General features: G+C 73.2%; 22 protein-coding genes. 9 read left to right on the forward strand and 13 right to left on the reverse strand.

Annotation, left to right across the window (positions count from 1 at the left end):
• Positions 1-37 precede the first annotated feature (37 nt).
• Positions 38-727, forward strand: coding sequence for a type III effector protein (locus P8T65_RS09495; RefSeq protein WP_316724993.1), 690 nt, complete (start codon positions 38-40; stop codon positions 725-727).
• Between the two features lie 150 nt (positions 728-877).
• On the opposite strand, the gene P8T65_RS09500 is transcribed toward P8T65_RS09495, so the two are convergent.
• Positions 878-1,558 carry a HemK2/MTQ2 family protein methyltransferase gene (locus P8T65_RS09500; protein WP_316724994.1) on the reverse strand — a complete coding sequence of 227 codons (681 nt, stop codon included), beginning with the start codon at positions 1,556-1,558 and terminating at the stop codon, positions 878-880.
• A 105-nt stretch (positions 1,559-1,663) separates the two neighbouring features.
• Positions 1,664-1,855 carry a hypothetical protein gene (locus P8T65_RS09505; RefSeq protein WP_184900938.1) on the reverse strand — a complete coding sequence of 64 codons (192 nt, stop codon included), beginning with the start codon at positions 1,853-1,855 and terminating at the stop codon, positions 1,664-1,666.
• Between the two features lie 175 nt (positions 1,856-2,030).
• On the opposite strand from P8T65_RS09505, the gene P8T65_RS09510 reads away from it, so the two are divergent.
• Positions 2,031-2,453, forward strand: a complete 423-nt coding sequence (locus P8T65_RS09510; protein ID WP_316724995.1) for a CBS domain-containing protein — start codon at positions 2,031-2,033, stop codon at positions 2,451-2,453.
• A gap of 54 nt (positions 2,454-2,507) precedes the next feature.
• Positions 2,508-2,699 carry a DUF6480 family protein gene (locus tag P8T65_RS09515; protein WP_316724996.1) on the forward strand — a complete coding sequence of 64 codons (192 nt, stop codon included), beginning with the start codon at positions 2,508-2,510 and terminating at the stop codon, positions 2,697-2,699.
• Positions 2,700-2,751: 52 nt separating this feature from the next.
• On the opposite strand, the gene P8T65_RS09520 is transcribed toward P8T65_RS09515, so the two are convergent.
• The 5 genes from P8T65_RS09520 to P8T65_RS09540 all read right to left on the reverse strand — a co-directional run bounded on the left by P8T65_RS09520 (position 2,752) and on the right by P8T65_RS09540 (position 6,533).
• On the reverse strand, positions 2,752-3,213 hold the full coding sequence (locus P8T65_RS09520; protein WP_316724997.1) for an ATP-binding protein: 462 nt from the start codon (positions 3,211-3,213) through the stop codon (positions 2,752-2,754).
• 107 nt (positions 3,214-3,320) lie between these two features.
• Positions 3,321-4,286, reverse strand: coding sequence for a YihY/virulence factor BrkB family protein (locus P8T65_RS09525; RefSeq protein ID WP_316724998.1), 966 nt, complete (start codon positions 4,284-4,286; stop codon positions 3,321-3,323).
• A 9-nt stretch (positions 4,287-4,295) separates the two neighbouring features.
• Positions 4,296-4,721, reverse strand: coding sequence for a DUF6003 family protein (locus P8T65_RS09530; RefSeq protein WP_316724999.1), 426 nt, complete (start codon positions 4,719-4,721; stop codon positions 4,296-4,298).
• A 186-nt stretch (positions 4,722-4,907) separates the two neighbouring features.
• On the reverse strand, positions 4,908-5,651 hold the full coding sequence (locus P8T65_RS09535) for a DUF1775 domain-containing protein (RefSeq protein WP_316725000.1): 744 nt from the start codon (positions 5,649-5,651) through the stop codon (positions 4,908-4,910).
• A gap of 168 nt (positions 5,652-5,819) precedes the next feature.
• A complete protein-coding gene (locus P8T65_RS09540; RefSeq protein WP_316725001.1) occupies positions 5,820-6,533 on the reverse strand; it encodes a hypothetical protein in 714 nt (237 codons plus the stop codon).
• A gap of 271 nt (positions 6,534-6,804) precedes the next feature.
• On the opposite strand from P8T65_RS09540, the gene P8T65_RS09545 reads away from it, so the two are divergent.
• The 3 genes from P8T65_RS09545 (at position 6,805) to P8T65_RS09555 (ending at position 11,579) form a co-directional block, all read left to right on the forward strand.
• On the forward strand, positions 6,805-8,580 hold the full coding sequence (locus P8T65_RS09545; RefSeq protein WP_399103032.1) for an FAD-dependent oxidoreductase: 1,776 nt from the start codon (positions 6,805-6,807) through the stop codon (positions 8,578-8,580).
• A gap of 129 nt (positions 8,581-8,709) precedes the next feature.
• Positions 8,710-10,431 carry a SulP family inorganic anion transporter gene (locus tag P8T65_RS09550; RefSeq protein WP_399103035.1) on the forward strand — a complete coding sequence of 574 codons (1,722 nt, stop codon included), beginning with the start codon at positions 8,710-8,712 and terminating at the stop codon, positions 10,429-10,431.
• Positions 10,432-10,793: 362 nt separating this feature from the next.
• Positions 10,794-11,579, forward strand: coding sequence for an MBL fold metallo-hydrolase (locus P8T65_RS09555; RefSeq protein WP_316725004.1), 786 nt, complete (start codon positions 10,794-10,796; stop codon positions 11,577-11,579).
• 383 nt (positions 11,580-11,962) lie between these two features.
• On the opposite strand, the gene P8T65_RS09560 is transcribed toward P8T65_RS09555, so the two are convergent.
• The 4 genes from P8T65_RS09560 to P8T65_RS09575 form a co-directional block, all read right to left on the reverse strand.
• Positions 11,963-12,658: an alpha/beta hydrolase gene (locus P8T65_RS09560; protein ID WP_316725005.1), complete on the reverse strand. Its 696-nt coding sequence runs from the start codon at positions 12,656-12,658 to the stop codon at positions 11,963-11,965.
• A gap of 206 nt (positions 12,659-12,864) precedes the next feature.
• Entirely contained in the window at positions 12,865-13,776 is a 912-nt protein-coding gene (locus tag P8T65_RS09565) for an alpha/beta hydrolase (protein ID WP_316725006.1), read from the reverse strand.
• A 144-nt stretch (positions 13,777-13,920) separates the two neighbouring features.
• A complete protein-coding gene (locus tag P8T65_RS09570; protein ID WP_316725007.1) occupies positions 13,921-14,727 on the reverse strand; it encodes a VOC family protein in 807 nt (268 codons plus the stop codon).
• A gap of 72 nt (positions 14,728-14,799) precedes the next feature.
• Positions 14,800-15,465 (reverse strand): SDR family NAD(P)-dependent oxidoreductase, encoded by a 666-nt coding sequence (locus P8T65_RS09575; RefSeq protein ID WP_316725008.1) that lies wholly within the window; start codon positions 15,463-15,465, stop codon positions 14,800-14,802.
• A gap of 147 nt (positions 15,466-15,612) precedes the next feature.
• Between P8T65_RS09575 and P8T65_RS09580 the strand changes: the two genes are divergently transcribed.
• Positions 15,613-16,980 (forward strand): MFS transporter, encoded by a 1,368-nt coding sequence (locus tag P8T65_RS09580; RefSeq protein WP_316725009.1) that lies wholly within the window; start codon positions 15,613-15,615, stop codon positions 16,978-16,980.
• 192 nt (positions 16,981-17,172) lie between these two features.
• Positions 17,173-18,144, forward strand: coding sequence for a PaaX family transcriptional regulator C-terminal domain-containing protein (locus P8T65_RS09585; protein ID WP_399098622.1), 972 nt, complete (start codon positions 17,173-17,175; stop codon positions 18,142-18,144).
• 341 nt (positions 18,145-18,485) lie between these two features.
• On the opposite strand, the gene P8T65_RS09595 is transcribed toward P8T65_RS09585, so the two are convergent.
• Entirely contained in the window at positions 18,486-20,966 is a 2,481-nt protein-coding gene (locus P8T65_RS09595) for a SpoIIE family protein phosphatase (protein WP_316725010.1), read from the reverse strand.
• 161 nt (positions 20,967-21,127) lie between these two features.
• On the opposite strand from P8T65_RS09595, the gene P8T65_RS09600 reads away from it, so the two are divergent.
• A complete protein-coding gene (locus P8T65_RS09600) occupies positions 21,128-22,861 on the forward strand; it encodes a serine/threonine-protein kinase (RefSeq protein WP_316725011.1) in 1,734 nt (577 codons plus the stop codon).
• On the opposite strand, the gene P8T65_RS09605 is transcribed toward P8T65_RS09600, so the two are convergent.
• Positions 22,848-24,338, reverse strand: coding sequence for a hypothetical protein (locus P8T65_RS09605; RefSeq protein WP_316725012.1), 1,491 nt, complete (start codon positions 24,336-24,338; stop codon positions 22,848-22,850). The two genes, P8T65_RS09600 and P8T65_RS09605, sit on opposite strands and share 14 nt — an antisense overlap.
• Positions 24,339-25,008 lie beyond the last annotated feature (670 nt).

Genomic DNA, 25,008 nt, shown 5'->3' on the forward strand with positions numbered 1-25,008 from the left:
CAGCCGACACCTCGGAAGACACCGCACCGGAGGGCCCATGAACAGCGCCGATCAGCCCGCCTCCGACCACGGCAGCCCCGGCGGTCTCACACCCACGTCCTTCCTCGCGGCCGCCGCGGCCCTGGACACGATCCACGAGGCCCTGCACTCGGCCCGGACACCCCAGGACGGGGACCGGCCCGAACCCGACCCGGCCAGCTCGCAGCAGGCCCTCGCGGCGCTTCTGATGCTCCGCGAGGCCCGGGATCAACTCGCCGAGTGGGAAGCGGGTCTGATCGAGGCGGCCCGGGAGGCGGGCGCCAGCTGGGCCGACCTCGCCCACCCCCTCGGCGTCTCCAGCCGTCAGGCGGCCGAGCGCCGCTACCTTCGGGTACGGCCCGGACGTCCCGGTTCCACCGGGGAACAGCGCGTACAGGCCACCCGCGACCGCCGCGCCGCCGACCGCACCGTCACCACCTGGGCCCGCGCCAACGCCGCGGACCTGCGCGGGCTCGCTGGGCGGATCACCGCGCTGACCGACCTCCCCGCCGCCGCCCGCACCCCCCTCGTCGAACTCACCGCCGCCCTCGCCGCCGACGACGCCGCCGCCCTCATCGCCCCCCTGGCTGACACGCACACCTATCTGACGCCGGGCCACCCCGACATCGCAGCCCGCGTCGACGACGTCACCCGCCACACCGACCGGCTCCGCCGCGCCAGCAGCGACCAGCGCCAGAACAGGACGTGACCGGCTCCCGTCGTACGCGACGGGAGCCGGGGAGCGAAGAAGAGGTCAAGGGCCGAGGGGATGCCGATGGGCGCCGAAGGCGCGTACAGGCCGCCAGGGGCGTACCGCACGGCCAGGGGCGTACTGCTCGGTCAGGGGCGTACTGCTCGGTCAGGGGCGTTCCGCACGGATGACCACCAGTTCCTCCTGGTCGTCGCCCTCGCCGATCAGACCCTGGCGGACGAGCCAGGGGCGGCGGGAACGCAGTACCGGGCCGTAGGGCACCTCGGCGCGGTCGACGACCGAGGCACGCAGCCCGCCGCCCTCCAGGCTTCGCAGCGTGGCGTCGCTGCCGCACAGGCCTGAGTGGACGACCAGCAGAGCCCCACCCGGGCGGAGCATCCCGGGTGCCGCCGCGCAGAGGCGGTCGACGAAGACACGGCCGTCCCGGCCGGCCTCCCATGCCCGGGCCCGGCCTCCGCGCGGTATCCGGTCGGCGGGCGAGGGCACATAGGGCGGATTGCTGATCACCAGGTCGTACGTGCGCCCCGTGGCCGCCGTGGTGAGGTCACCGTGCCGGACGCGCACGCGCCGCCGGGCGAGCAGCGCGTTGACGCGTGCCGTGAACACGGAGAGCCAGGAGATGTCGACGGCGGTCACCCGGGCACCCAGACGCGCGGCCTGTACGGCGACGGCGCCACTGCCGGTCCCCAGGTCGAGCACGTCGGTGGACGAGTCGACACTCTCTCGGCACAGGGCGCGTGTGAGCAACTCCGTGTCCCACTGCGGTGCGTACACACCCGGCGGGGTGAGGAACAGCGTCGACGTCGACACCAGCGTGAGCGCCGCCATCGGTCACCTCCGTCTCGCTCGCATCTCGGGTATCACCTGCACCACCCGCATCACCCGTACACGGGCCTCACCCGAGTGCCCAGGGATCCGAGGAGCACACAGCGACTACGGGTGATCGGGCTGCTGACCCGGCGGCACTCCCCCTCCCTTGCCTCCGCCCTTGTCGCCCTTGTCCGTGCCGTGGGCATGGCCGCCGCGCTTCGCGTCCGACTGCCGCGCCTTCAGCTCGGCGCTGTCCTGCGGTGTGGCACCGCCCTTGTCACTGCGCCGCTGTTCCGGCTGCTGCGGATTGGACATCTCTGACACCTCGCTCACTTCCGGGTGGTCGAGCTCACTTCAGGGGTGTTCGAGACGGATGGGTGCCCATGGGGAGGCATCCGAAGCAACCGCGTGGGGTTTTGTCGGTTACGGGTACTCGCGAGACCGAGCGGCGGTAAAGGTGCCGTCCCACTCCACGGTGGGATGGGTTCCCATGACTCCGCATGTCAGCGACCTGATGACAAGCGCCCCGGTGACCGTCGAGCCGCGGACGCCGGTGGCGACCGTGGCCCGGATGATGCGGGACGAGGACATCGGCGCCGTCCTGGTCACCGAGGGCGATCGGCTGCGAGGGCTGGTCAGCGACCGCGACCTGGTGGTCCGCACGGTGGCCGAGGGCGGCGACCCGAACCGGACGACCGTGGCGGACGCGTGCAGCGACGACCTCGTCACGGTCGGCCCGGACGACGACGTGCGCCGCGCGGTGGAACTGATGCGTGAGCACTCGGTCCGCCGGATGCCGGTCGTCGACGAGGAGCAGCACGCGGTGGGCATCGTCTCCCTCGGGGACCTGGCCATCGAGCGCGACCCCGAGTCGGCCCTCGGCGACATCAGCTCCACGAAGCCCAACAAGTAGTGCCACCGAAGGAGCGTGTGCCATGACGACCCCTGATCCCGGTGCCCCCGACGGATGCCGGGAGCCGACGCCCCCCGTGGTGTGCCGCCCGGTGAGACTCCGCCGGGCGAAGGGGGGACCTACGGCATCTCCCACCCGGAGCCGCCCGAACCGCGCAGGGGGTGGGGTTCGATGTCCCTCGTCCTGATCCTGGTGCTGGCAGCGCTGATGGTGATCGGACTCGTCGGTATGGCCGTGGTCCTCTGACGTCCGCCGAGCCCCTCCGGCGTCCGCCCCGCGAACCACCGCGGCCCGTGCGCTACCGGCCGCCACCGGACGGATCGGCCAGGGCTATACGTGCCGTGATGCGCTTGCCGACCGGCTCCCGCTCGACGAAGAGGTCCTCGGTGACGGCCTTGACGATCTCCAGCCCGTGCTGTCCGATCCGGTCGGGGTCGGCGGCCTGCGCGGCGGGCACCGTGGGATCGCTGTCCCACACGACGATGTCCACGCTGTCGGCGGTGACCCGCAGCTCCAGGAGCACCGGCCCGGGGGCGTACTTGCGGGCGTTGGTGACCAGTTCGCTGACCACCAGCTGCGTGAGGTCCCGTACCCGTGCTGAGACGGGCAGGTGGTGTTGGGCGTGGGCACGGTCGAGGAAGGCGAGGGCGTGGTGGCGGGCATCGGCGATGCAGCCGTCCTCGCCGCCCAAGGCGTATCCGGCGCGCATCAGATAGGTGTCCGGCCCGCTACAGCCGTCGCCGTCGGCATTCGATCCCACGTGTCCCGCCCTCATTCCCCCCTCACATACGCGCCCGTACCCGCGATGGTCCCATGCATGCCTCCCGAGTCGGCCGCCGGAGGGCCTGCCGGGTCCCGAGCCGGGCATCACAGCCCCGGCCCGGGATCCGGTCGTACGGCTTCGGTGATGCCGGCGCGGGCCGCTTCGAGCTGGGCGGCGAACGCGATGCCCAGGAAGAGCGCCACGCCCGTCAGGTTGGCCCACAGCAACAGGGCGACGAACGCCGTCAGCGGCCCGTACACGGCGCCGAAGGACCCGCTCTTCGCGACGTAGAGCGCCAGCAGCCAGGTGGCCGTGACCCACAGGACCAGGTGGACCGCCGAGCCGAACGCGAGCCAGGTGTAGCCCGGCTGGTCCCTGCGCGGGGCCCAGCGGAAGATCACCGCCGACGCGGCCCAGGCGAGCAGGACGCCCAGCGGCACTTCGAGCGGGCCCCACCGGCCGAGCCACGCCCGCGACCAGCCGAGGGCCTCCACCACCGCGTTCCCCACGGCGTCCCCGGCCACGAGCACGAGGAAGCCCAGGATCATCGGCATGCCCGCGGCGAGCGCGAGGAGCAGGGCCCGCCCGTACTTGGCGAGGAAGGGCCGGTCGCGTTCGATGCCGTAGATGCGGTTGGCGCCCCGCTCCACCTGCCCCATCGCCGAGGCGAGGTTGAGCAGGGCGAAGGCGAGCCCCAGCCACATGGCGACGGCGTTCCAGACACCCGAACCGGCGCTGCGGGCGGTGGTGTCCAGCGCGTCCTCGACCAGGCTCGCGCTGGCGCCCGGCACGATCCGGCCCACGGTGAGTTCGATGATCCGCCCCACGCTCTCCGTGTGCACGGTGGTGGCCACACCGACCAGCGCGATGGTGAACGGCACCAGGCCCAGCACCACCTGGAACGCGAGCGAACGGGAGTGGCTGAAACCGTCCGCGTAGCGGAACCGGGCGAATGCGTCGAGGAGCAGCCGGCGGCCCCCGTAGCGCCTGAGCGCGGTCAGCGCCTCGTCGCCGGAGAGCTCCTCCCCGATCATGTCCCGCGTCTGCGGGACATGGACCACGGTTCCCATCGCGGCAGCTCAGCCGTTCGCCGCGGCCGTCACCGTGGCGGGGTCCATCCCCGTCAGCTCGGCGATGCGGTGCGGCGGCACTCCCGCGGCCAGGGCGCGGCCGATCAGGCCGTCCCGGCCGTCCGCGCAGTCGCGGTAGGCGAGCAGTTCCTCCTCGATCCGGGCCAGCGGCTCCGGCGCCAACCGGTGGCGGACCCGGCTCAGTTCCTCGTCGCTCAGCGGGACGGGCACCCGCTCCGCCCCCTCGGGGATGGCGGCCGTCTCCTCCGGCGGCAGCAGGCGCAGGCGCGCGGAGGTCGGCGTGGTCCCGTGGGCGTCCAGCCACGCGCGGACCGCGGGCGTCTCCATGCACGCGAGGTCCTGGACGGCGGCGGGGGCCACGCCGAGCGGTACGGACTCGTCGTCGAGCAGGAACAGATAGGCGTCGTCGGTCATCCTCGATCCTTTCCCCACGGCTGTTGACCGACATCCGCATACCCCCTCCCGGCCGATTCACCGTCCGGCGCCGCGGGCGTCCGCGGCCGGTCGCGGCCACGGCCCGCTCCGGGAAGGGGCTCGCCCGCGGACGGGGATCCCCCGAGGCCGGGCTCGTCCCGGAGCCAGGCTCGCGTGGGTCCGCGATCAGGCGGTTCCGCCGCGGCGGCCGCGCAGCCACCACACTCCGCCGCCGACCGCGACGAGGACGGCCGCGCCGATGCCCAGCGGCACGGCCGGGGAGAGACCGTCGTCGCCGTCCGTGCCGGCCGCCGCGGGCTCCGCCGACGGCTTCTCGGCGTCCGGCTCCTTCGTGGCCTCCTTCGTGGGGGCCGCCGTCGTGGGCTCCTCGGAGGGGGTGGGCGTGGGGCTGACGGGCTTCGCGCCGGGCGCGGCGGCCTTCAGGTCCAGCCGGGGTGCCGGGTGGCCGTGGTGGCCGTCTCCGGACTCCTCCTCCAGTTCGATCCAGCGGTCCACCTTGCCGTCGCTGTAGGACTGCAGGGTCTTGAAGACCAGTGACTTCGCGTCGGGCAACTGCCGTACGGTGACGACGTATTCGACGTCCTCCCCCACCGCCTGCTTCTCGCCCGAGACGGTGTAGCCCCGGCTGGTGGGGCTGAGCTTCCAGCCGTCGGGGCCCTTCTCGTAGGTGATGCCGGCGGGGGCGATGCCCTCGGGCAGGATCACCTCCAGCTTGGTGATGCCGGCCGTGGTGGACTCCGACGCGGCGGAGAAGGTCAGTTCGACGTTCTGGTCGAGGGCGCGGGCACCCTTCGCCTCGACGTCCGCATGGGCCGCGGCGGGCCCCGCGACGGCGACGACGGCCGCGAGGGCGACCGCGGTGAGCGCGCCGGATCGACGCAGGGTACGCAGCAGGGTGGAGCGGTGCACGGGGAACTCCCTTGAATGGGTGAGCTGTTGGCGTGGTGGGACACGGGGCAGCCCCGGCGCGCGCGGATCGGCCGGTGCCGATCGGCGCGCTCGGGGGTGCGGCCTGTGTCCGGGGCGTGGAGCCGACAGCGCGTCGTGCTCGCGGACGCCCCGGGAAACCGGCTGTCGTCAGACGGCGACAGCGGCCCCGGCCGGTGGCCCCCGGGAGGTGATCGCGTGGATGAGGAGATGGCGGCGCGGCGCACCGTCCGTACGGGCGCGGCGGGCGCGGGTCGGCGGACGGTACGCCGGCGCGGACGGTCCGAGGAGCGGGCGGAGGGGCGCGGTCAGCCATCCGGCGAGCGCCCGCAGGATACGGAAGGCGGCACGCTCACCGTGGGCGAGCCAGAGGCCACACAGCAGCGCGGCCAGCAGATGGGCGGCGAGCATGCCCGTCGAGGGCAGGCCGCCCATGATGTGCTCCAGCCCGTGCGTGACCGCCGCGACCAGGTGCTCCGTCGAAGGTGAGACGGGCGGGGTTCCCGTCGTGTGGTCCATCGTCGCCATGGCGGACCGGACGGGCGGGGCACCCGTCGCGTGGCCGAACGCGTCCGTGGCCGGGCCCGTGGCGCCCCGGGGATACCGCACCACCGTGTGGGCGAGCGAGAACATCGCGTGGAGGAACGCCTGCGCGGCGACCGTGGCGGAGCCGACCAGGAGCGGGCCGCGCTCCCGGGCGCCCGACCACCAGGCCGCGCCGCCGGTCACCGCCGTCCCCGCGACCATGGCCCACCAGGGCACCGCGGCCCCCGACATCAGGACGTGCCCGAGGGAGGTGAGCAACACGCAGACGGCCGCGAACACGGCGGCCCTGAGCATGCGGGAACACCCCCCAGCGGTCATCGCGCCCCATCCTCGCAGTCCTGGTCCCACGCGTCACGGGAGGGTACGTGCACGCCCCTGGCCTGCCACTCAATCCGGCCGCGGTGACGCACACCACACCGGCCGCGTAGGGGGTGGCGGGGCAGGGGCCGGCGAGGGACGGCTGCGGTGGCCTGACGCGGCATCAAGCCAAAGTGACGCCGGCGGTGTCGGTCGTCTTTCGGGATCGCTGTGGCGCTCCTATCTTCGTACGCCAATGGTTACCGACGGTAAGGGGTGGGCGATGGACACGCTGGGCGGCACCACACGCAGAGGTTTCCTGGGTACGGCGACGGCCGCCGGTGGTGCCGTCGCCCTCGGCACCGCGCCGCGGGCGGAGGCACGGGATGAGGCGCGGCAAGAGGCCGCTCCACACACCGTGGCGGTCCTGGGCGGGGGCGTCGCCGGTCTCACGGCGGCGCACGAACTCGCCGAGCGCGGCTTCCGGGTGACGGTGTACGAACGCAAGGCGCTCGGCGGCAAGGCCCGCAGCATGGACGTACCGGGCAGCGGTACGGGCGGCCGTGCCCCGTTGCCCGGGGAGCACGGCTTCCGCTTCATCCCGGGGATCTATCACAACCTGCCCGACACCATGCGCCGCATCCCCTTCCCGGGCAACGCCCATGGCGTGCACGACAACCTCGTCGCCCCCAAGGAGATGCTGTTCGCCCGGTCCAGCGGCCGCGAGGACATCAGGATCCCGCTCCCCTGGCCGGACAACAGCCCCGCCGACCTCACCCCCGACGAGATCCGCCGAGCCGTCACCGCGTTGCTGGACACCGCCTTCAAACTTCCCCTGCACGAGGCCCTCTACTTCGCCAACCGCTTCCTGGTCTTCCTCACCAGCTGCGACGAACGCCGCGACGAGACCTGGGAGCGGACACCGTGGTGGGAGTTCGTCCGCGCCGGGCAGATGTCGTACGACTACCAGCGGATCCTCGCGGTCGGCATCACCCGCAACATCGTGGCCACCAAGGCGGAGGAGGCCAGCACCCGTACCGTCGCCACCCTGCTGGAGGCCTTCGCCTTCAACCTGCTGGGGCGGGGCGCGGACGGCCCGCTGGACCGGATCCTCGACGCGCCCACCAACGAGGCCTGGATCGACCCGTGGGTGACCCATCTGCGGTCCCTCGGGGTCGAGTTCCGGATCGGCTGGACCGTACGTGACCTGACCCCGGACGGTGGCCGGATCGGCTCGGCCGTCATCGAGGATCCGACGGGCACCCGGCGGACCATCACCGCCGACCACTACATCTCGGCCATGCCGGTCGAGCACGCCCGGCGCACCTGGAACCCGGCCGTGCGCGCCGCCGACCCCCAACTCGCCGCGTGCGACCGGCTGCAGACCGACTGGATGACCGGCATCCAGTTCTATCTGACCGAACGCACGCCGATCCTGCACGGCCATCTCGACCTCATCGACTCCCCCTGGTCGCTGACGGCGATCGCGCAGGCGCAGCACTGGCCGGGCCACGACTTCCCCGCCGACTTCGGGGACGGCACGGTCGCGGACTGCCTCTCCGTGGACGTCTCCGAGTGGGACCGGCCCGGCATCCTGTACGGGAAGACGGCCAAGCAGTGCACCCGCGCCGAGGTCGCCCGCGAGGTGTGGGCGCAGCTGAAGGCCGCGCTCAACGACACCGGCCGTACGGTCCTGAAGGACTCCGTGCTCCACTCCTGGTTCCTCGACCCGGCCGTGGACGGACTCGGCACCCCGAACCCGGTCAACGAGGAGCAGTTGCTGATCCATCCGACGGGGACCTTCCACCACCGCCCGCGCTCGGCCACGAGGATCCCCAACCTCTTCCTGTCCGGCGACTACGTGGCCGTACCCATCGACCTGGCGACCATGGAGGGCGCCAACACCTCCGCCCGGCAGGCCGTCAACGCCCTGCTGGACCGGATCGGTTCGTCCGCCGAGCGGTGCACCGTCACCCCGCTGTACCGGGCACCCGAGTTCGAGGCGCTCAAGCGCCACGACCGGACCCGGTACCTCCTGCGGCTGCCGAACCTCTTCGACCTCGGCTGACGTCGCCGTCCGGCAGGCCGACACCTCACCGTCCGCGCCGGGGTCCCGGCCGTTCGCGTGCCACGCTGTGCGCGGTGCCGGGACGGAAGGACGGGGCGGTCTGTGACAACGCAGCGCGAGAGTCGAGGGCTGCTCGCCCGGGTACGGGCGGTCCCCGGGGTCGAAGCGGTGGCGTCCTACCGGCGCGAGTGGCTGGTCAAGGACCTGGTCGCGGGGGTCGTCCTGACCACACTGCTGGTCCCCCAGGGGATGGCGTACGCCGAGCTGGCGGGCCTGCCGCCGATCACCGGCCTCTACACGACGGTGCTCTGCCTGCTCGGGTACGCGGTGTGCGGGCCGTCCCGGATCCTGGTGCTGGGCCCGGACTCCTCACTCGGGCCGATGATCGCCGCCACCGTGCTGCCCCTGGTGGCGGCGGACGGGGATCCGGACCGAGCCGTCGCGCTGGCGTCGATGCTCGCGCTCATGGTGGCGGCCGTCATGATCCTGGCGTCGGTGGCGAAGCTCGGTTTCATCGCCGACCTGATCTCCAAGCCGACGATGATCGGCTATATGAACGGCCTGGCGCTGACCATCCTGATCGGTCAGCTGCCCAAGCTGCTCGGCTTCAAGGTGGAGGCGGACGGTCTGATCGGCGAGGGCGCCGGCTTCGTCCGGGAACTCGCCGACGGGGCGGTGGTGCCGGCCGCCGCCGCGGTCGGCTGCGGCGGGATCGCCGTCATCCTGGTGCTCCAGCGCTTCCTGCCGAAGGTCCCCGCGGTGCTCGTGATGGTGGTCCTGGCGATCGCCGCGGCCACGGCCTTCGACCTCGGCGCCCGCGACGTCAGCCTGGTCGGCGAACTGCCCGAGGGTTTCCCGCCGTTCACGATCCCCGAGATCCGGCTCTCCGACCTCGTACCGCTCCTCGGCGGAGCACTGGGCATCGCCCTGGTGTCCCTGGCCGACACGATCTCCAACGCGTCGGCCTTCGCGGCCCGCACGGGGCAGGAGGTCCGCGGCAACCTGGAGATGACCGGGGTCGGGGTCGCGAATCTGGCGGCCGGCCTCTTCCAGGGCTTCCCGGTCAGCACGAGCGGGTCCCGGACGGCCGTGGCGGAGCGCGCGGGGGCCAGGAGCCAGCTCACCGGGGTCGTCGGCGCGGCGCTGATCGTCCTCATGCTGGTGCTGGTCCCGGGGCTGTTCCGCGATCTGCCGCAGCCGGCGCTGGCGGCCGTGGTCATCACCGCGTCGCTCTCCCTGGCCGACCTGCCGGGGGCGGTACGGCTGTGGCGCCAGCGCCCGGCGGAGTTCCTGCTCTGCCTCGCGGCCTTCGTGGGCGTGGCGCTGCTGGGTGTACTGCCCGGGATCGCCGTCGCCGTGGCGCTGTCCGTCCTCAACGTCTTCCGCCGCGCCTGGTGGCCGTACAACACCGTACTGGGGCGGGTGCCCGACCTGGAGGGCTACCACGACGTCCGCTCCTACCCGCGGGCCCGGCAGCTGCCGGGGCTGGTGATCTACCGGTTCGACGCGCCGCTCTTCTTCGCCAACGCCAAGGCCTTCCGCGACGAGGTCAGACGCCTGGCCGCCGCCGAGCCGCGGCCGAGCTGGATCGTGATCGCGGCGGAGCCCATGACCGACGTGGACACCACCGCCGCCGACGTGCTGGAGGAACTCGACGAGGAGCTCAACGCCCGGCATGTGCACCTGGTGTTCGCCGAGCTCAAGGACCCCGTACGCCGCAAGATCGAACGCTACGGCCTGACCCGCACCATCGACCCCCGGCACTTCTACCCCACCGTGGAGTCCGCCGTGGCCGCGTACCGCCTGCGCACCGGGGCGGCCTGGGGCCCGCCGCCCGCCGACGAGGGATGAGGCCGGGGGCTGGTGAGGGCCGGGGAGGCCGTCGCGGCCGCTGCCGCGACGGGCGGGGGCGCCGGTCGCGCCGAACGTCCTGCGCCACCTCGTCCTGGTCGTCGACGCGTACGGCGTGGACCCGCGGCCGCTGCCGGCCCGGGTCGGCTGGACCCGGCGATGCCGCGCTCCGCCGCGCTGCGGGTCCCCTACCGGCAGGGCAGCGATGTCGTCTGCCGGGCCGTCAACGGCCAGGGGACTCGCCGTACGCAGGCCCGGACGCGGCCCGTACGCTGTCGCCGGGCCTCCCCCGGAGGCCGTGGAGCGAGCCGCGCCCCGCGCGCATGCTCGCCTCTCCCCGACACCCCGAAGGCGGTACGGCCGTGAAGGTGCACCACCTCAACTGCGGGACGATGCTCCCGCTCACCGGCGCGCTGGTGTGCCACGTCCTGCTGGTCGAGGCACCGGGCGGACTGGTGCTGGTGGACTCCGGGTTCGGGCTGAGCGACATCGCCGAGCCCGGCCGTCGGCTGGGGCCCTCCCGGCGTCTGATCAGGCCCGTACTCAGGGCCGAGGAGACGGCGGCGCGTCAGGTCGAGGCCCTCGGGTTCCGGCGGGAGGACGTACGGCACATCGTGGTCACCCACTTCGACCACGACCACATCGGCGGCATCTCCGACTTCCCCGGTGCCCAGGTCCACACGACCGCGGCCGAGGCCCTGGGGGCGATGGTCTCCCCGTCCCGGCGGGAGCGGTCCCGGTACCGGTCGGCGCAGTGGGCCCACGGGCCGAAGATCGTCGAGCACACGCCGGACGGCGAGGCGTGGCGCGGCTTCGCCGCCGCCAAGGAGCTCGACGCCGTCGCCCCGGGCGTCGTCCTGGTGTCCCTTCCGGGGCACACCCGCGGCCACGCCTGCGTCGCGGTCGACACCGGAAGCCGCTGGATCCTGCACGCCGGCGACGCGTTCTTCCACCGGGGGACGATCGACGGACGCGCCCCCGTCCCCCGTGCCCTGCGCGCCGTGGAGAACCTGCTGGCGCATGACCTGAAGCAGGTGCGCGCCAACCACGCCCGCCTCGTCGAACTGCACCGCCGCCGTGACGCCGATCTGACCGTCGTCAACGCGCACGACCCCGTCCTGTACGAGCGCGCCCGCACCGCTCCCTAGGAGACCGCTGAAGATCTTGCTCTGGCCGCCCGACTCACCCTGGATTTCCGGTAAATGCCAATCGCCATCAAGTAGGGCAAGCCGGGCGCATTTTCAAGATCTTCAGGACGCTTCTGGGCCCTGTCGTCACATTCCCGTCGTCGCCCGGAGGGCGGCCTGGCGGCGTCGTGGGGGTACCTCCCGGTCGAGCGCAGCCGAGACCGGGGGAGCGTGCTCTCGGCGTGCCGGGCACTGACCGGCGTACCGGACGTACTCGGGTCAGTGCCCGGTGCGTCGAGAGCGCGTGCATGGCGTCGCGGGGCAGGCGGGAATGTGACGACAGGGCCTGGCCACGGCACTGCAGAGGCCGCCCCGGTGGCCGCAGTGGAGAGGGCGCGCGACCGTCAGATCCAGCCGTCGAGGGACGTCATGAAGCCGTCGAAGTCGTCCCGGTGGATGGTGTGGCCCGCTCCGGGGACCGTCCGGACCGCGAAGCCGTCGGACCTGAGCCGCTCGGCGTCCTCGGGGCCGACCAGGTAGCTGGGGTCGGCGAGTTGGAGGAGGGAGGGGACGACGAGGCGGTCGGGTACGAAGCCGCTGAGCGGGCGGCCGCCGAGGAAGTGGGCGGAGCCGGCGTCCCAGGCGGCCAGGGTGGCCATCTCGATGTCGACGTCCTCGGGGTCCCAGCGCGGGTTGAGCGCGGCCGTCTGTGCGCGGGTGGCTCGTTTGAAGGAGGCGAACACCTCGGGGCCGACGCGGCGGTCGGGGTCGGCGGACGACCAGGCGGGGTCCGAGTAGACCGCCCGCCGGGGCCGCAGCCGTTCGACGGCGAGGGAGAGGGCGAGCCCGCCCAGGGAGTGCCCGAGGGCCAGGTCGGCCTGTCGGGGCAGGGTGTCGACGAGGTCGTCGGCGAAGAGCCGCGGACTGTACTCGCCGCGCGCTGACAGCCCGTGGCCGCGCAGGTCCACGGCGATCACCCGGTAGCCGAGGTCCGCGAGCGCCGGGGCGACCCGGCGCCAGGTGCGGGAGTCGGACATGATGCCGTGAACAAGCAGGGCGATCCGCTCACCGGCGCCCCATTCCCGGGTGTGCAGCCGCACATCATGCCTTTCGTCGATTCGGCGTCGGTTCGGCCGGTCCCAGATGGACGCCGTCGTTCGGGCCGGGTCGCCGACGGGCCCGGTTCCGCGTGGTGATCGCTTCCCCGCCCATGGGGCGCGCAGTCGAGCGTATTCGCTCCCGAGGACGCGCGGCCCTCGGAAGCGGCCGCCGTCCGGCGCGAGCCGTCGCCGCATGCGAACCGTCGTCAGGCCGCGTCGGGGACCGTCGCGTCGAGGGCAGTGCGCAGGGTCGTGGCCATCAGGTCGATCGCTGCCTTGCCCGCCGGCACCGGGCCGGTGTGGGTGAAGTAGTGGTCGACGCCCTCGAAGACACGGTGGGTGACCGGGACCCCGGCGGCTGTCAGGGCCTCGGCGTAGGCGTCGCCCTCGTCGCGCAGGCGGTCGTTCTCGGCGGTGATGACCAGGGCGGGCGGCAGTCCGGCGAGGTCGTCGGCGAGTCCGGGCGAGGCCAGCGGGTCGGCGAGATCCGCCGGATCCGGGACGTAGGCGGCGGTGAAGATCCGCATCAGCTGCGGGCTGAGCAGCGGTTTGGCGATGCGGGACCGCTTGGTGGCCGGGTCGGCGACCATGTCGAGCGGCGCGGAGTCGATGATCTGGAGGCGGGGTGTGAAGGTGCCCCGGGCGCGGGCCGTCCGGCAGACCCCGGCGGTCAGGTTGGCCCCCGCGCTGTGTCCGCCGACGGCGATCCGCGAGCCGTCCCAGTCATGAGCCTCGCCGTTCTCCGCGATCCACTCGACGACGTCGTAGGCCTGGGTGACGGCGGTGGGGAAGACGCGCTGCGGGGCGACGGCGTAGTCCACGTTGACGACGACACAGCCGGCCGTGGCGGCGATGTAACGGCAGATGTGGTCGTCCTGTTCGGGGCGGGCCACGATGAAGCCGCCGCCGTGGAAGTTGACGTACACGGGAGCGGGCGCGGGGGCGGTCGTCGGCGGGCGGTAGACGGTGCAGTCGACCGGCCCGGCGCCTGTCTCCACCCGGAGGGCTTCCGTCCGCTTCGGGACGTCGGTGAAGCGCAGGTCCTGGTGGACACGGGTCATGACGCCACTGAGCAGCAGCTGCACCCCTCTGGCCTGGATTCTGGCACCGAACGACATGATCGCACCCACCCATCGCTCCAACATTGAATCAACAGGATTCCTGTTGATGGGATGATGGATGCCGATCGCGATTTCCGCAACGGTGAGCACGCCACCGCCTTGAGGACGGTGGCGCGGGAGGCGCAGAAGGGCCGCGAGGAGTCAGCTCTCGGCGGCGAGGAGGACGAAGTCCGCGTTCGACGGGTCGAGGCAGACGGCGAGCCGGCCGACGCCCGGCATGTCCTCGGGGCCCATCTGCACGCTGCCGCCGTGCCCGGTGACCGCCGCCACGGCCGTGTCGCAGTCGGCGACGGCGAAGACGGGGTGCCAGTACGGCCGTCCGTCGTTCAGGGCGAGGTCCTCGGCCCGCAGCTGCATGAGGCCGCCCTGCATCCGCTCCTCGGGAAGCCCGGCGGGCGTGATGAGCGTGTACGCGCCCGCGTCGCCCGGCATGGGCATCTCGCCGAACTGCCAGCCGAGGACACCGCCGTAGAACTCCTTGGCCGCCGAGGCGTCGGTCGTGTAAAGCTCCGTCCAGGTCAGCGAGCCCGGCTCGTCCGCGAGTTCGAAGCCCGCGTTCGTGCCCGGCTGCCAGACGGCGAACTGGCCGCCGAGCGGGTCGCTGTACTGGGCCATCCGCCCCCAGTCGCCGAGGTCCCTCGACGGCACCCGCACCGTGCCGCCGGCGCTCTCCACGGCCCGCGTCGTGGCGTCCGCGTCGGTGACCGTGTAGTAGATCATCCAGGCCGAACGCGCGCCCTGCTCGGTGAGTTCACCGAGCCCGCCGACCACCTTGCCGTCCTTGCGGAAGACTCCGCCCGCGCCCTCCGTCTCCTCCCCCTCACCCCCGCCCATGGGCTCGTACTCCCAGCCAAGCACCGCCCGGTAGAAGGCCGCCGCGGCCGGCAGGTCGCGGACGCCGAGGTCCAGCCAGCAGGGGGAGCCGGGCGTCAGGTCAGTGGTGATCACAAGATTCCCCTTCGCGTTCTCGATGCTGTGCCTTCAGCCTGACACCGCCCCCGGGCGTCCGCGCGCCGACCGTCAGGCGTCGAGGTCGTCGGCGAAGTGCCGGAAGCCGTGGCGGTCGCGGTGGATGCCCCAGAGGGTGTCGGCGAGGACGGCCGGGTCCTTGCGGTGGTGCCCGGGAACGATCGCGCCGGGCACCACCAGCTGCGCGACATGGATGCCCTCGGCCCCGAGGGTGTCGTGCAGCAGGTGGCCGTACGCGCTCTCGGCAGCGAACGCGACGGACGTCCCCGCCCGGTCGGGGTGCGGGACCACGGCCGTACCGCCGTTGACGAACAGGATCGTGCCCCGGCCGAGGGCGCGCATACCGGGCAGCACCTGCCGTACGGCGGCGACCGCGCCGTAGACGGAGAACTCGATCGGGCCGACCAGGTCGGTGTGGCTCGTCTCCAGCACCGGCAGCATGAAGTCCGGGTGCGGCAGGGGGCTGTACTGGAGGACCTCGATCGGCCCCAGCGCCGAGTGCGCCGCGTCGAGTGCGGCGGTCAGGGCCTCCGGGTCGCGCACGTCGGCGGCGAACCCCTGCGCGGTGACACCCTCGTCGGCGAGGCCGGCGGCGAGCGCCTTCGTGCGCTCCGGATCGCGGGCGACGAGCGCCACGGCGAACCCCTCACGGCCGAAGCGACGGGCGACGGCCGCGCCGAGACCCGGCCCGGCTCCGATGACGGCGATGACGGTCATGACGTGTGTGCCTCCCTGGCGTGACGGACTGACGGCCCCCACTGTCCCGGAGCCGCCCCCGCCGCTCAATGTTGTGCACTTTATTGACGACAGTCAGGCATGCACCTAAGTTCACGGTGTCCTTCCCCCCGCTCTAGGGAGACCGCGATGCCTTCGTCCCCCGTCGCTCCACCGCCCCCGAACCCCGAGCAGACCGAACAGGCGGAGCGCACGCGGCAGTTGCGCCGTGTGGCGTTGTCCGGGCTGCTGGGTACCGCTGTGGAGTTCTACGACTTCCTCGTCTACGGCACGGTCGCCGCGCTGGTGTTCGGCGAGTTGTTCTTTCCCGGCGCGGATCCGGCGGTGGGCACGATCGCCGCGTTCGGCACGTTCGCGGCGGGGTACGTGGCCCGGCCGCTGGGCGGGATCGTGTTCGGGCACTTCGGTGACCGGCTGGGCCGCAAGTCGATGCTGCTGCTGACGATGGGGCTGATGGGCGGTGCGAGTTTCCTGATCGGTCTGCTGCCCACCTACGACACCATCGGGGTGTGGGCGCCTGTGTTGCTGATCGCGCTGCGGGTGCTGCAGGGCATCGCGATCGGCGGCGAGTGGGGCGGTGCGACGCTGATGGTCGTCGAGCACGCCGGGGAGAAGCGGCGCGGGTTGTGGTCGAGCTTCACCCAGATGGGTGCGCCCCTGGGTTCGCTGCTGTCGTCGCTGGTGGTCACGCTGGTGGTGGCGATGCCGCGGGACGAGTTCGCGGCGTGGGGGTGGCGGGTGCCGTTCCTGCTGAGTGTGGTGCTGCTGGGGGTCGGGCTGTTCGTGCGGCTCAAGGTCGTGGAGAGTCCGCTGTTCACCCAGGTGAAGAAGGACCGGGCGCGGTTGCCGTTGCTGGATGTGATGCGCCGGCCGCGGGCGCTGGTGCTGGCGGCGTGCGTGGGGATCGGCGCGTTCACGGCACAGTCGCTGCTCACGAGCTATCTGATCGCGTACGCGACGGGGATCGGATATCCGCGGCCGGAGGTGCTCAGGGCGCTGACGGTGTCGGCGGCGGTGGCGCTGGTGGTGCTGCCGTGCGCGTCGGCGCTGTCGGACCGGGTGGGGCGCCGCCCGGTGGTCCTGGCGGGTGCGCTGGCCTCGGCGGCACTGGCGTTTCCGGTGCTGGCGCTGGTGGACTCACGCTCACCCGGACTGCTGATCATGGCGGTGGTGCTGGGGCACGGCATCGCGCAGTCGGTGATGTACGGACCGCTGGGGGCGTTGCTGACGGAGATGTTCGGGACGCGGGTCCGCTACACGGGAGCGTCGCTCGGCTATCAGCTCGCGACGCTGATCGGGGCGGGGTTCTCGCCGATGATCGCGGGGAGCCTGGTGGCCGCGAACGGGGGTTCCAGCACGCCGGTGTCGCTGTTGATCTGCGGAGGCGCGGCGATCACGGCGGTGACGGTGTGGTTCGTGCGCGAGACGCACCGGGAGTCGCTGGGCGAGGCCGAGGCCGCGCCCAGGGGCGCCGCGAAGGAAGAGGTGGCCTCCTGAACGACGCATGGCGGGGGCCAGGGACCGGGCGGGGCGGACCGCACCCCGTCAGGGGCCCGGGGAACTGCGCGAGAAGCCCCACAGGCCCGCGCCCGACCAGCGCGCGCACGGCTCCCGCATCCCTCACGGGGCGCCCGTGACCTGGTACGGCCGCCCGCCGGAGCTCCGGCGGGCGGCCGTACGCTTGCCCCCGTGGAGGACTACGACATCCTGGACACCCCGGACAGCGACGGCCCGGACAGCGCCACCTCGGCCGGTCCGCAGCCTCGCCCCCAGTCGCTCATGCTCGCCTTCTTCGGCAACCACGTGCTGGAGGAGGGCGACGGCGATCTGTGCGTGTACTCGGGCAGCATCATCGACGTGCTCGGCCGGGTCGGCGTCGGTGAACAGGCCGTACGGTCCACCCTGACCCGGATGGTCAACCGCGGACTGCTGCGGCGCCAACGCGAGGGCCGCAAGATGTACTTCGGCCTCACCCCTCAGGCGACGCGCGTCCTGCGGGACGGCCGCGTCCGCATCTGGCAGCAGGGCGCGGTCAACGACGACTGGGACGGCACCTGGACCCTCCTCGGCTTCTCCCTCCCCGACTCGTGGAAACGCCAGCGGCACGACCTGCGTTCCCGGCTGACCTGGTCCGGGTTCGGCGCCCTCTACAGCGGGCTCTGGATCGCCCCCGGGCAGGTCGACATCGCCGGGGAGGTCACCGAGCTCGGGCTCGCCGAGCACCTCAAGATCTTCCACGCACAGGCCAACGTGGCCACCGACATCGAGCTGATGATCCGCGACACCTGGGACCTGGAGCGCATCGCCGCCCGCTACGTCACCTTCGACAAACGCTGGACGGCCCTCCTGGGCTCGGGGGGCGGCTCGGGCGACGACCCCATCGGCACCCGGTTGCGGCTGGTCAGCGAGTGGCTGTGGACCATCCGCACCGACCCCCGGCTCCCCGCCCGGCACCTGCCCCCCGAGTGGCCCGCCCGCCCGGCCGAGGAGACCTTCCGCCGCCTCGCCGAGCTGACGGCGGCACCGGCACGGCGAGCGGCCGGCGACCTGCTCGACACGGTGCGACCGCGCCACCCCGTTTGGGGCGGCACCCTGGAGTCGGGCCCGACTGCCGACGGCGGCCACGAGGTGGAGCTGCGCCTCCCGACCCGCTCGGAGTGACACCCCGGGCGCCGGACGACGCGAAGGCCGCGCCCTGCTCAACACGCTCTCCACCAGTGCCGCCGCGGACTATCTGGTCGGCCGGAACCCGAAGGACCCCGCCGTCGCCGCCCAGGCCGGTCTGGAGGCCTACTCGACCGCGTGCTGGTGGTCCGCCGTCTTCTTCGTGGCCGGTGTCGCCGTCAGCTTCCTGCTCTACCGGCGCGGCGCCCCCGTGCACGACCCCGAGGCCGTCCCCGCGGTGCACATGTGAGCCGACGGCTCCGCGGGCCCGGTCGGGGCGACTTCCCCCCGCGCCCCGACCTCCGCGAAGCGGCCCGCCGGACGACCGGCGGGCCGCTTCATGCGGGGTGGCCGTCGGCCCTGTCCTGGAGGGCGGCCGGCTCCGGGAAGGCGAGGACGGCGGAGTCGTTCAGTTCGGCCCAGACCGTCTTGCCCCGGCGGGCGCGGCGGGTGCCCCAGTGCTCGGCCAGCTGGGCGACCAGGAGGAGGCCCCGGCCGCCCTCGTCGAAGACCCGGGCGCGGCGCAGGTGCGGGGTGGTACCACCGGAGTCGGAGACCTCGCAGATGAGGGTGCGGTCGTGGATGAGCCGCAGCCGGACGGGGGGCCGGCCGTAGCGGATGGCATTGGTGACCAGTTCGCTGACCACCAGCTCGGCGGTGAACTCCAGCTCCTCCAGGCCCCACTCGCCCAGCTGCCGGGTGACGTGCGCCCTGGCGCGGGCGACGGCCGCGGGCTCGGCGTCCAGGTCCCAGGTGGCGACCTGGCCCGCGCCGAGGGCGTGGGTCCGGGCCAGGAGCAGGGCGACGTCGTCGGGCGGTCTGGCCGGGAGCAGCGCTTCGAGCACGGCGTCGCAGGTGGCCTCCAGGGAGGGGGCCGGCCGGGCGAGGGCGTCACGGAGCCGGGTGAGGCCCGCGTCGATGTCGTGGTCCCGTGCCTCGATCAGACCGTCGGTGTAGAGCGCGAGCAGACTGCCCTCCGGCAGCTCGAACTCCGCCGCCTCGAACGGCAGCCCGCCCAAACCGAGCGGCGGGCCCGGTGGCAGCTCCAGGATGTCGACGGTGCCGTCCCGGCCGACCACGGCGGGCAGCACGTGCCCCGCACGAGCGGCGGTGCAGCGGCGCGATACGGGGTCGTACACGGCGTACAGGCAGGTGGCCCCGATGTCCCCGCCTCCCGCGACGGCACCCGTCGCAGCGGGGGCTGCGGGCGCGGTCCGACCGGGCGCGGTCCGACCGGGGGACATGGGCCCGGCGGAGGTGCCCCGGACAGTCCCGCCCTCGCCGCCCTCGCCGTCCGCGCTGTTCTCGCCCTTCTCGCCCTTCTCGTCCTTCTCGCTCTTCTCGCTCTTCTCGTCGTTCTCGTCGTTCTCGTCGTTCTCGTCCACCTCGGCGGCGAGGCGGAGCACGACGTCGTCCAGGTGGGTGAGGAGTTCGTCGGGTGGCAGATCGATGTCGGCCAGGGTGCGTACGGCGGTCCTGAGGCGCCCCATGGTGGCGGCGGCGTGGATGCCGTGCCCCACCACGTCGCCGACGACGAGCGCGACCCTGGCCCCGGAGAGGGGGATGACGTCGTACCAGTCCCCGCCCACGCCGCCCTGCGCGTCGGCGGGGAGGTAGCGGAAGGCGACATCGACGGCGGACTGCTTCGGCGTGCGGCGCGGGAGCAGGCTGCGTTGCAGGGTGAGGGCGGTGGCGCGGGCATGGGTGTACCGGCGGGCGTTGTCGACGGCGATCGTCGCCCTCGCCGCGATCTCCTGCGCGAGGAGCAGGTCCTCGTCGTCGAAGGCGTCCCGGTTGCGGTCCCGGCAGAACTGCGCGACCCCGAGCGTGACACCGCGCGCCCGCAACGGCACCACCAGCGTGGAGTGGACCCGTCCACGCCGGCCATCCCCGCCGTCGCCGTCGCCGCCCCCGTCGCCGTCGGTCTCCACCGCGCCCTCACCGTCCACCGCCCCGCAGCCACCCTCAGCGCCGTCCTCGCCCGCGAACCCGGCGGCCCCGTACGGCGCCCGGTTGCCGCCGTCGAGGCGGTGCCTGGACGGCTGGCCCGTGGCCAGGGCGCGGGACGGCGGGGACCCGGGCGGGAAGGTGTGGGGCGGTCCGGGAGCGGACGTGGGCGCCGGGCCGGGGTGCGCCACGGACCGCTGGGCGACCCGGTGGAGCACGGGTGACGCGGGCGGGTCGTCCGGCGAGGCGCCGTGGGCACCGAGAGCGGAGTCGAGCAGGTCGACGGTGGCGAGGTCGGCGAAGTGCTCGGTGGCGAAGTCCGCCAGCTCCTGCGTGGTGCGGGCGATGTCCAGCGTGGTGCCGATGCGGACGCTCGACTCGTTCACCATGGACAGCCGCCAGCGCAGCCGCCGGTCCCGCTCCTGCTCGTAGGCGACGACGCCCTGCTCGGAGGTACGGTCCACGTACCCGGTCGCCGCCACGACCAGGCGGCGCGCGGCCTCGCTGACCAGGGCCGCGTCGTCGGTGCACCGGGGCATCTCCGCCAGCAGGTGGTCGAGGATGATTCCCTCGCCGAGCCGGAAGGCCCGCAGGACCGCGCTCACGGGGACACCGTGCCGGGCGACACGGCGTACGCGCTCCAGTTCGTCGGACGACACCTCGATGCCGCCCGGGCCGAGGCCGTACTGCAGGGCGGACAGCACCGCGACGACGTGGTCGGCGACATTGTCCGACGCCATGGCGTCGGGGTGCGCCCATAGTTCGGGCATCTCGCGGCGCAGGCACTGCTCCACCTCGGCGGTCAGCTCCTCCGCTCTGGGGAGGAGCTCACGCGCGACACAGGCCACGAGACCGTCAGCCGTGGAGTCCACAGTCACGACGGTACGCCGAACAACCGCTCACGCCCCACCGCGCGCCCTCCCACCCCGCGTGCGCCCCGGCCGCTCCGGAGCGGTCCTCCTCCCTGCTCCTTACCCGGGTCCGGATATTGTGACGTCGCGAATCGAACGTACGCAGGGCTGGCGGAGGGCACGTGGTGTCGGACGTAGGGCGGCTCGTCGCCGGGCGCTACCGGCTCACGGAGCAGATAGGCCGTGGCGGCATGGGCACGGTGTGGCGGGCCGGGGACGAGGTCCTCGACCGTCAGGTCGTGCTGAAGCGGCTGCACGTGCAGCCGCATCTGTCGCCGGACGACCTCCTCACCCTGTACGAGCGCACGCGCCGCGAGGCCCGCAGCGCGGCCCGGATCGCGCACCCGAACGTGATCGTCGTCCATGACGTGGTGGACGACCACCTGGACATGAACGCTGACGGCCGGCCCTGCATCGTCATGGAGTACGTCCCGGCGCCCACCCTCGCCGATCTCCTCGCCGACGGCCGGACCCTCCTGCCCGAGGAGGCGGCCCGTATCGGTCTGGGCATGGTCGCCGCGCTGCGCGCCGCGCACGCCGCGGGTGTGCTGCACCGCGACGTCAAACCCGGCAACGTCCTGCTCGGGGCCGAGGGCCGGGTCGTCCTCACCGACTTCGGCATCGCGATGACGGCGGACGCCTCGACCCTCACCAAGACCGGCGAGATGGTCGGCTCCATCCACTACATGGCCCCGGAGCGCATCCGCGGCCAGAAGCCCGGCCCGGCCTCGGACCTGTGGGCCCTCGGGGCCACGCTCTACCAGGCGGTCGAGGGCCGGCCGCCGTTCCGCCGCCTCACCGCGATGGAGGCCGCGTACGCCATCGCCGTGGACCCCCTGGAGCCCCTGAAGCGGGGCGGCGCCCTGGGTCCCCTCATCGAGGCACTCCTGGCCAAGGAACCCGCCGACCGGCCCACCACCGAACAGACCGAACGAGCCCTCCGCGCCGTGGTCTCCGGCCAGCCGACCGTCGCGCTGCCGTTGCCGACGCCGGGGGCCGGAGCCCTGGCCGGAGGAGGCACGTCCACCGGCGGCTCGCCCACCGGACCCTCGTACGGGCTCGCGCACGACGGAGGCGGGCACGACGGGTTCGGGACCGGCGCTGCCGAGGCCGGGGTCCGCGCGACCCGTGTGCACGACACCGGCGGTGACCGGGCCGGGGGTCGGCACACCGGCCCAGGGAGCCTCGCCACTGGTGACGGAAGCGCCGCGGACGGTGGGCGGCCCGTCGGCGCGGGTCGGAAGAAGCGCCGACTGCTCGTCACGGTCGCCGTCGCGGTGACCGTGGCCGCGACGGTCGTCGGCCCCGCGCTCTACGTGACCGGGGACCCGGCCCGGCAGTCCGCGCCCCCGAGCGGCCGCAACTCCGCCACCCCTTCCCCCTCCGCCTCGCCCGTACCCGACGGCTTCCACCTGGTCACGGACGAGACCCTCGGCATCTCCTTCCCCGTCCCGGACGGCTGGAAGGCCGGCAAGCGGACGTCCGAGTCGCTCACGTACACCGACGAGACCGGACTCGCCGAACTCACGGTCGGCATCGTGGACCCCGCCGGCTCGCACCCCATGGCCCACTTCGAGGACATCGAGGCCAACACCAAGGTCAACTACCCGGGCTCGTACCGGCGGCTGCGGATGCAGCGGACCTCCTTCCGCGGGGAGCCGGCGGCCATCTGGGAGTTCACCTTCCAGGGCCGGGCCCGAGCCTTCCGCGCCATCGACCTCGGATACGGCCGCGAGGGCGAACGCGAGTACGACATCTACCTCTCGGCCCCGGCCCTGGACTGGGACACCTACCGCCCCGTCTTCGACACGGCCAAGGGCGGCTTCGTCACGGGCGCCGCGGTCAGGGCCCCGTGAGCACCCGGCCTCCCGGCGGCGCCACATGCAGCCGGAACCCCGCGACCTCGCGCGCCGGCCACCCCCGCGCGTACTCCGGTGGTCCGCCGCCCGCTGCGACGAGCGCCGCCACGGGCATACGGTCGGCGGTGCGCAGGATGCCGTCGCGGGTGATGTTGGCGTTGTTGCCGCTGGTGTGGCCTGAGGAGCAGCCCGCGTAGTAGGCGATGGGGATGGCGTAGTCGCCGGTCAGCAGACAAGGGGGCCGTACACCGAGGCGCCGCAGTTCGGCGGCGACACGGTCCCAGTCGCGGTGGAAGGCCGTGGTGCGGGTGACCGTGCGCTCCAGCACCGCGTACTGCACCGCCAGATGCCCGACGAGCCCGAGCGCCACCACGGCCCCCACAACCGGCCGCCAGGCCCCGCCCGGCCCTCTGACGAGGTCCCACAGCGCGTCGGCGACCGGGATCGCCAGCAGGGCGTACGCGGGCAGCAGGAAGCGGGGGGCGGCGTACCCGATCAGGAACAGGTACGGAACGGCGGCCGTGGCGGCGCAGACCAGCGGGATCACCGTGGGCGTCGCCCGTCCGGCCCGGACCGCGACGGCCAGGCCGAGAGCGGCCAGCACCGGCAGGACGAACCACCAGGCGATGACCGCGGGGTGCGGCAGCTCGCCGGTGCACGGCCGGCACAGCGTACGGCCCACCAGGCTGCGCACCTGGTCGTCGACCGCGATGTTCCAGCCCAGCCCGCCCTGGATCCGTGACGCGTCGGCCAGCCGCCGGGCGGGCCCGCCGAACTGGGCGTACGCCTCCACGACCCACGCGAGCGCGCCGGTGGCGAGGCCGGCCGCCATCACCCCCAGGAGCCGCGGCCGGCGCCACCGCCGTACGAGGACCAGCAGCGTGAACAGCGGGAGGGTCACCCATACGGTGTCGGTGGGCCGCATCCACGCCATCAGGGCCGTGGCCGCGCCCGCGCCCCACAACGCCGCCCGGTCCTCCGGATCGTTCCGCGCCCGCAGGAAGCACCCCACACAGCCGAGCGCGCCGAGCGCGACCCAGTGGTTGGGCATGGCCTGCGGTCCGTAGAAGAGGGTCACCCACAGAGAGGCGAACAGCGCCCCGGCGAGCGCCAGCGCACGCGCCGGGAAGAGTCCTCGCCAGGCGCGCAGGGCGAGGTAGAGCCCCACCCCCGACAGCACCGCCAGATACACCCTCAGCACCACGGTGGAGGACGTCCAGACGACCACCGGCGCCACCAGCAACGGCACGCCCCGCGTGCGCGGGGCGCTGAAGAACGCCGCCGGCGCGTGCGGGCTGACCTGGCTGACGTACACCGTCTCGTCCCACCCGAGCCCCATCCCCGGTGGCACGAGCAGGAGTTGGGCCAGCGTGAAGGCTCCGGCGACCACGGCGACGGGGCCGGGCCTCGACGGCGCGGCCGCCCGGACGGCGACGGGCGCGACGACCGGAGCGGCATTCGAACTCATGCGCATGGACCCATCCCGGGGCGACACCGACAGATTCCTGACCCGACAAATACATTCATCTAACGTGATACATGCATTTAAAGGGATAAACGGATGAGCCGCCCGTCACGGGGCGGCGCCCCGGCGGACGTCCCGTGCCCCGCCCTCACCCGCCCGGCGCAACAGGCCCGCCCCGGGGCACCGCAGCGCGAGCGCTGGTCCGGTCCCCCAACCGGTGTACGCAATAGGCGATATGACGACTATTCAACTCGCAACGGCTACTACCGGCTCACCCGGGGTTCCTTAACACCGTTCGGGGTACTCGCCCATATCGGGAACGGCGGACGTCGCCCATCCCTTGTGGCCGTGCGCACGGCAGTCGAGGGGCAGGGGCGGTGGTGACGGCGGGGGTCGGGGCCCGGAGCCAGAGCTGCAGGGGACCGAGATGGCCGCCGGGGCGTGAGTCGCACCACTTCCCGGAACGTCAGCGTCCGTACTGCTCCTTACGGGTGGTCGCTCCTTCACCCGGGTGCGGGCAGCGCTCGGGGGCGGAAAGGACCTCGGGAGCACGGTGAGGAGGCATACCCCATGACTCGCTCGGTCACCACGAATTCCCCCCTCGTCCGGCGACCCGTGTTCCTGTGCACTACCTTGGGCCGTGAACAGCCGAGCGGCCCACGTTTACCCAATTCTTGCC

This window comes from Streptomyces sp. 11x1 (genome assembly GCF_032598905.1).
Classification (GTDB): Bacteria; Actinomycetota; Actinomycetes; order Streptomycetales; family Streptomycetaceae; genus Streptomyces.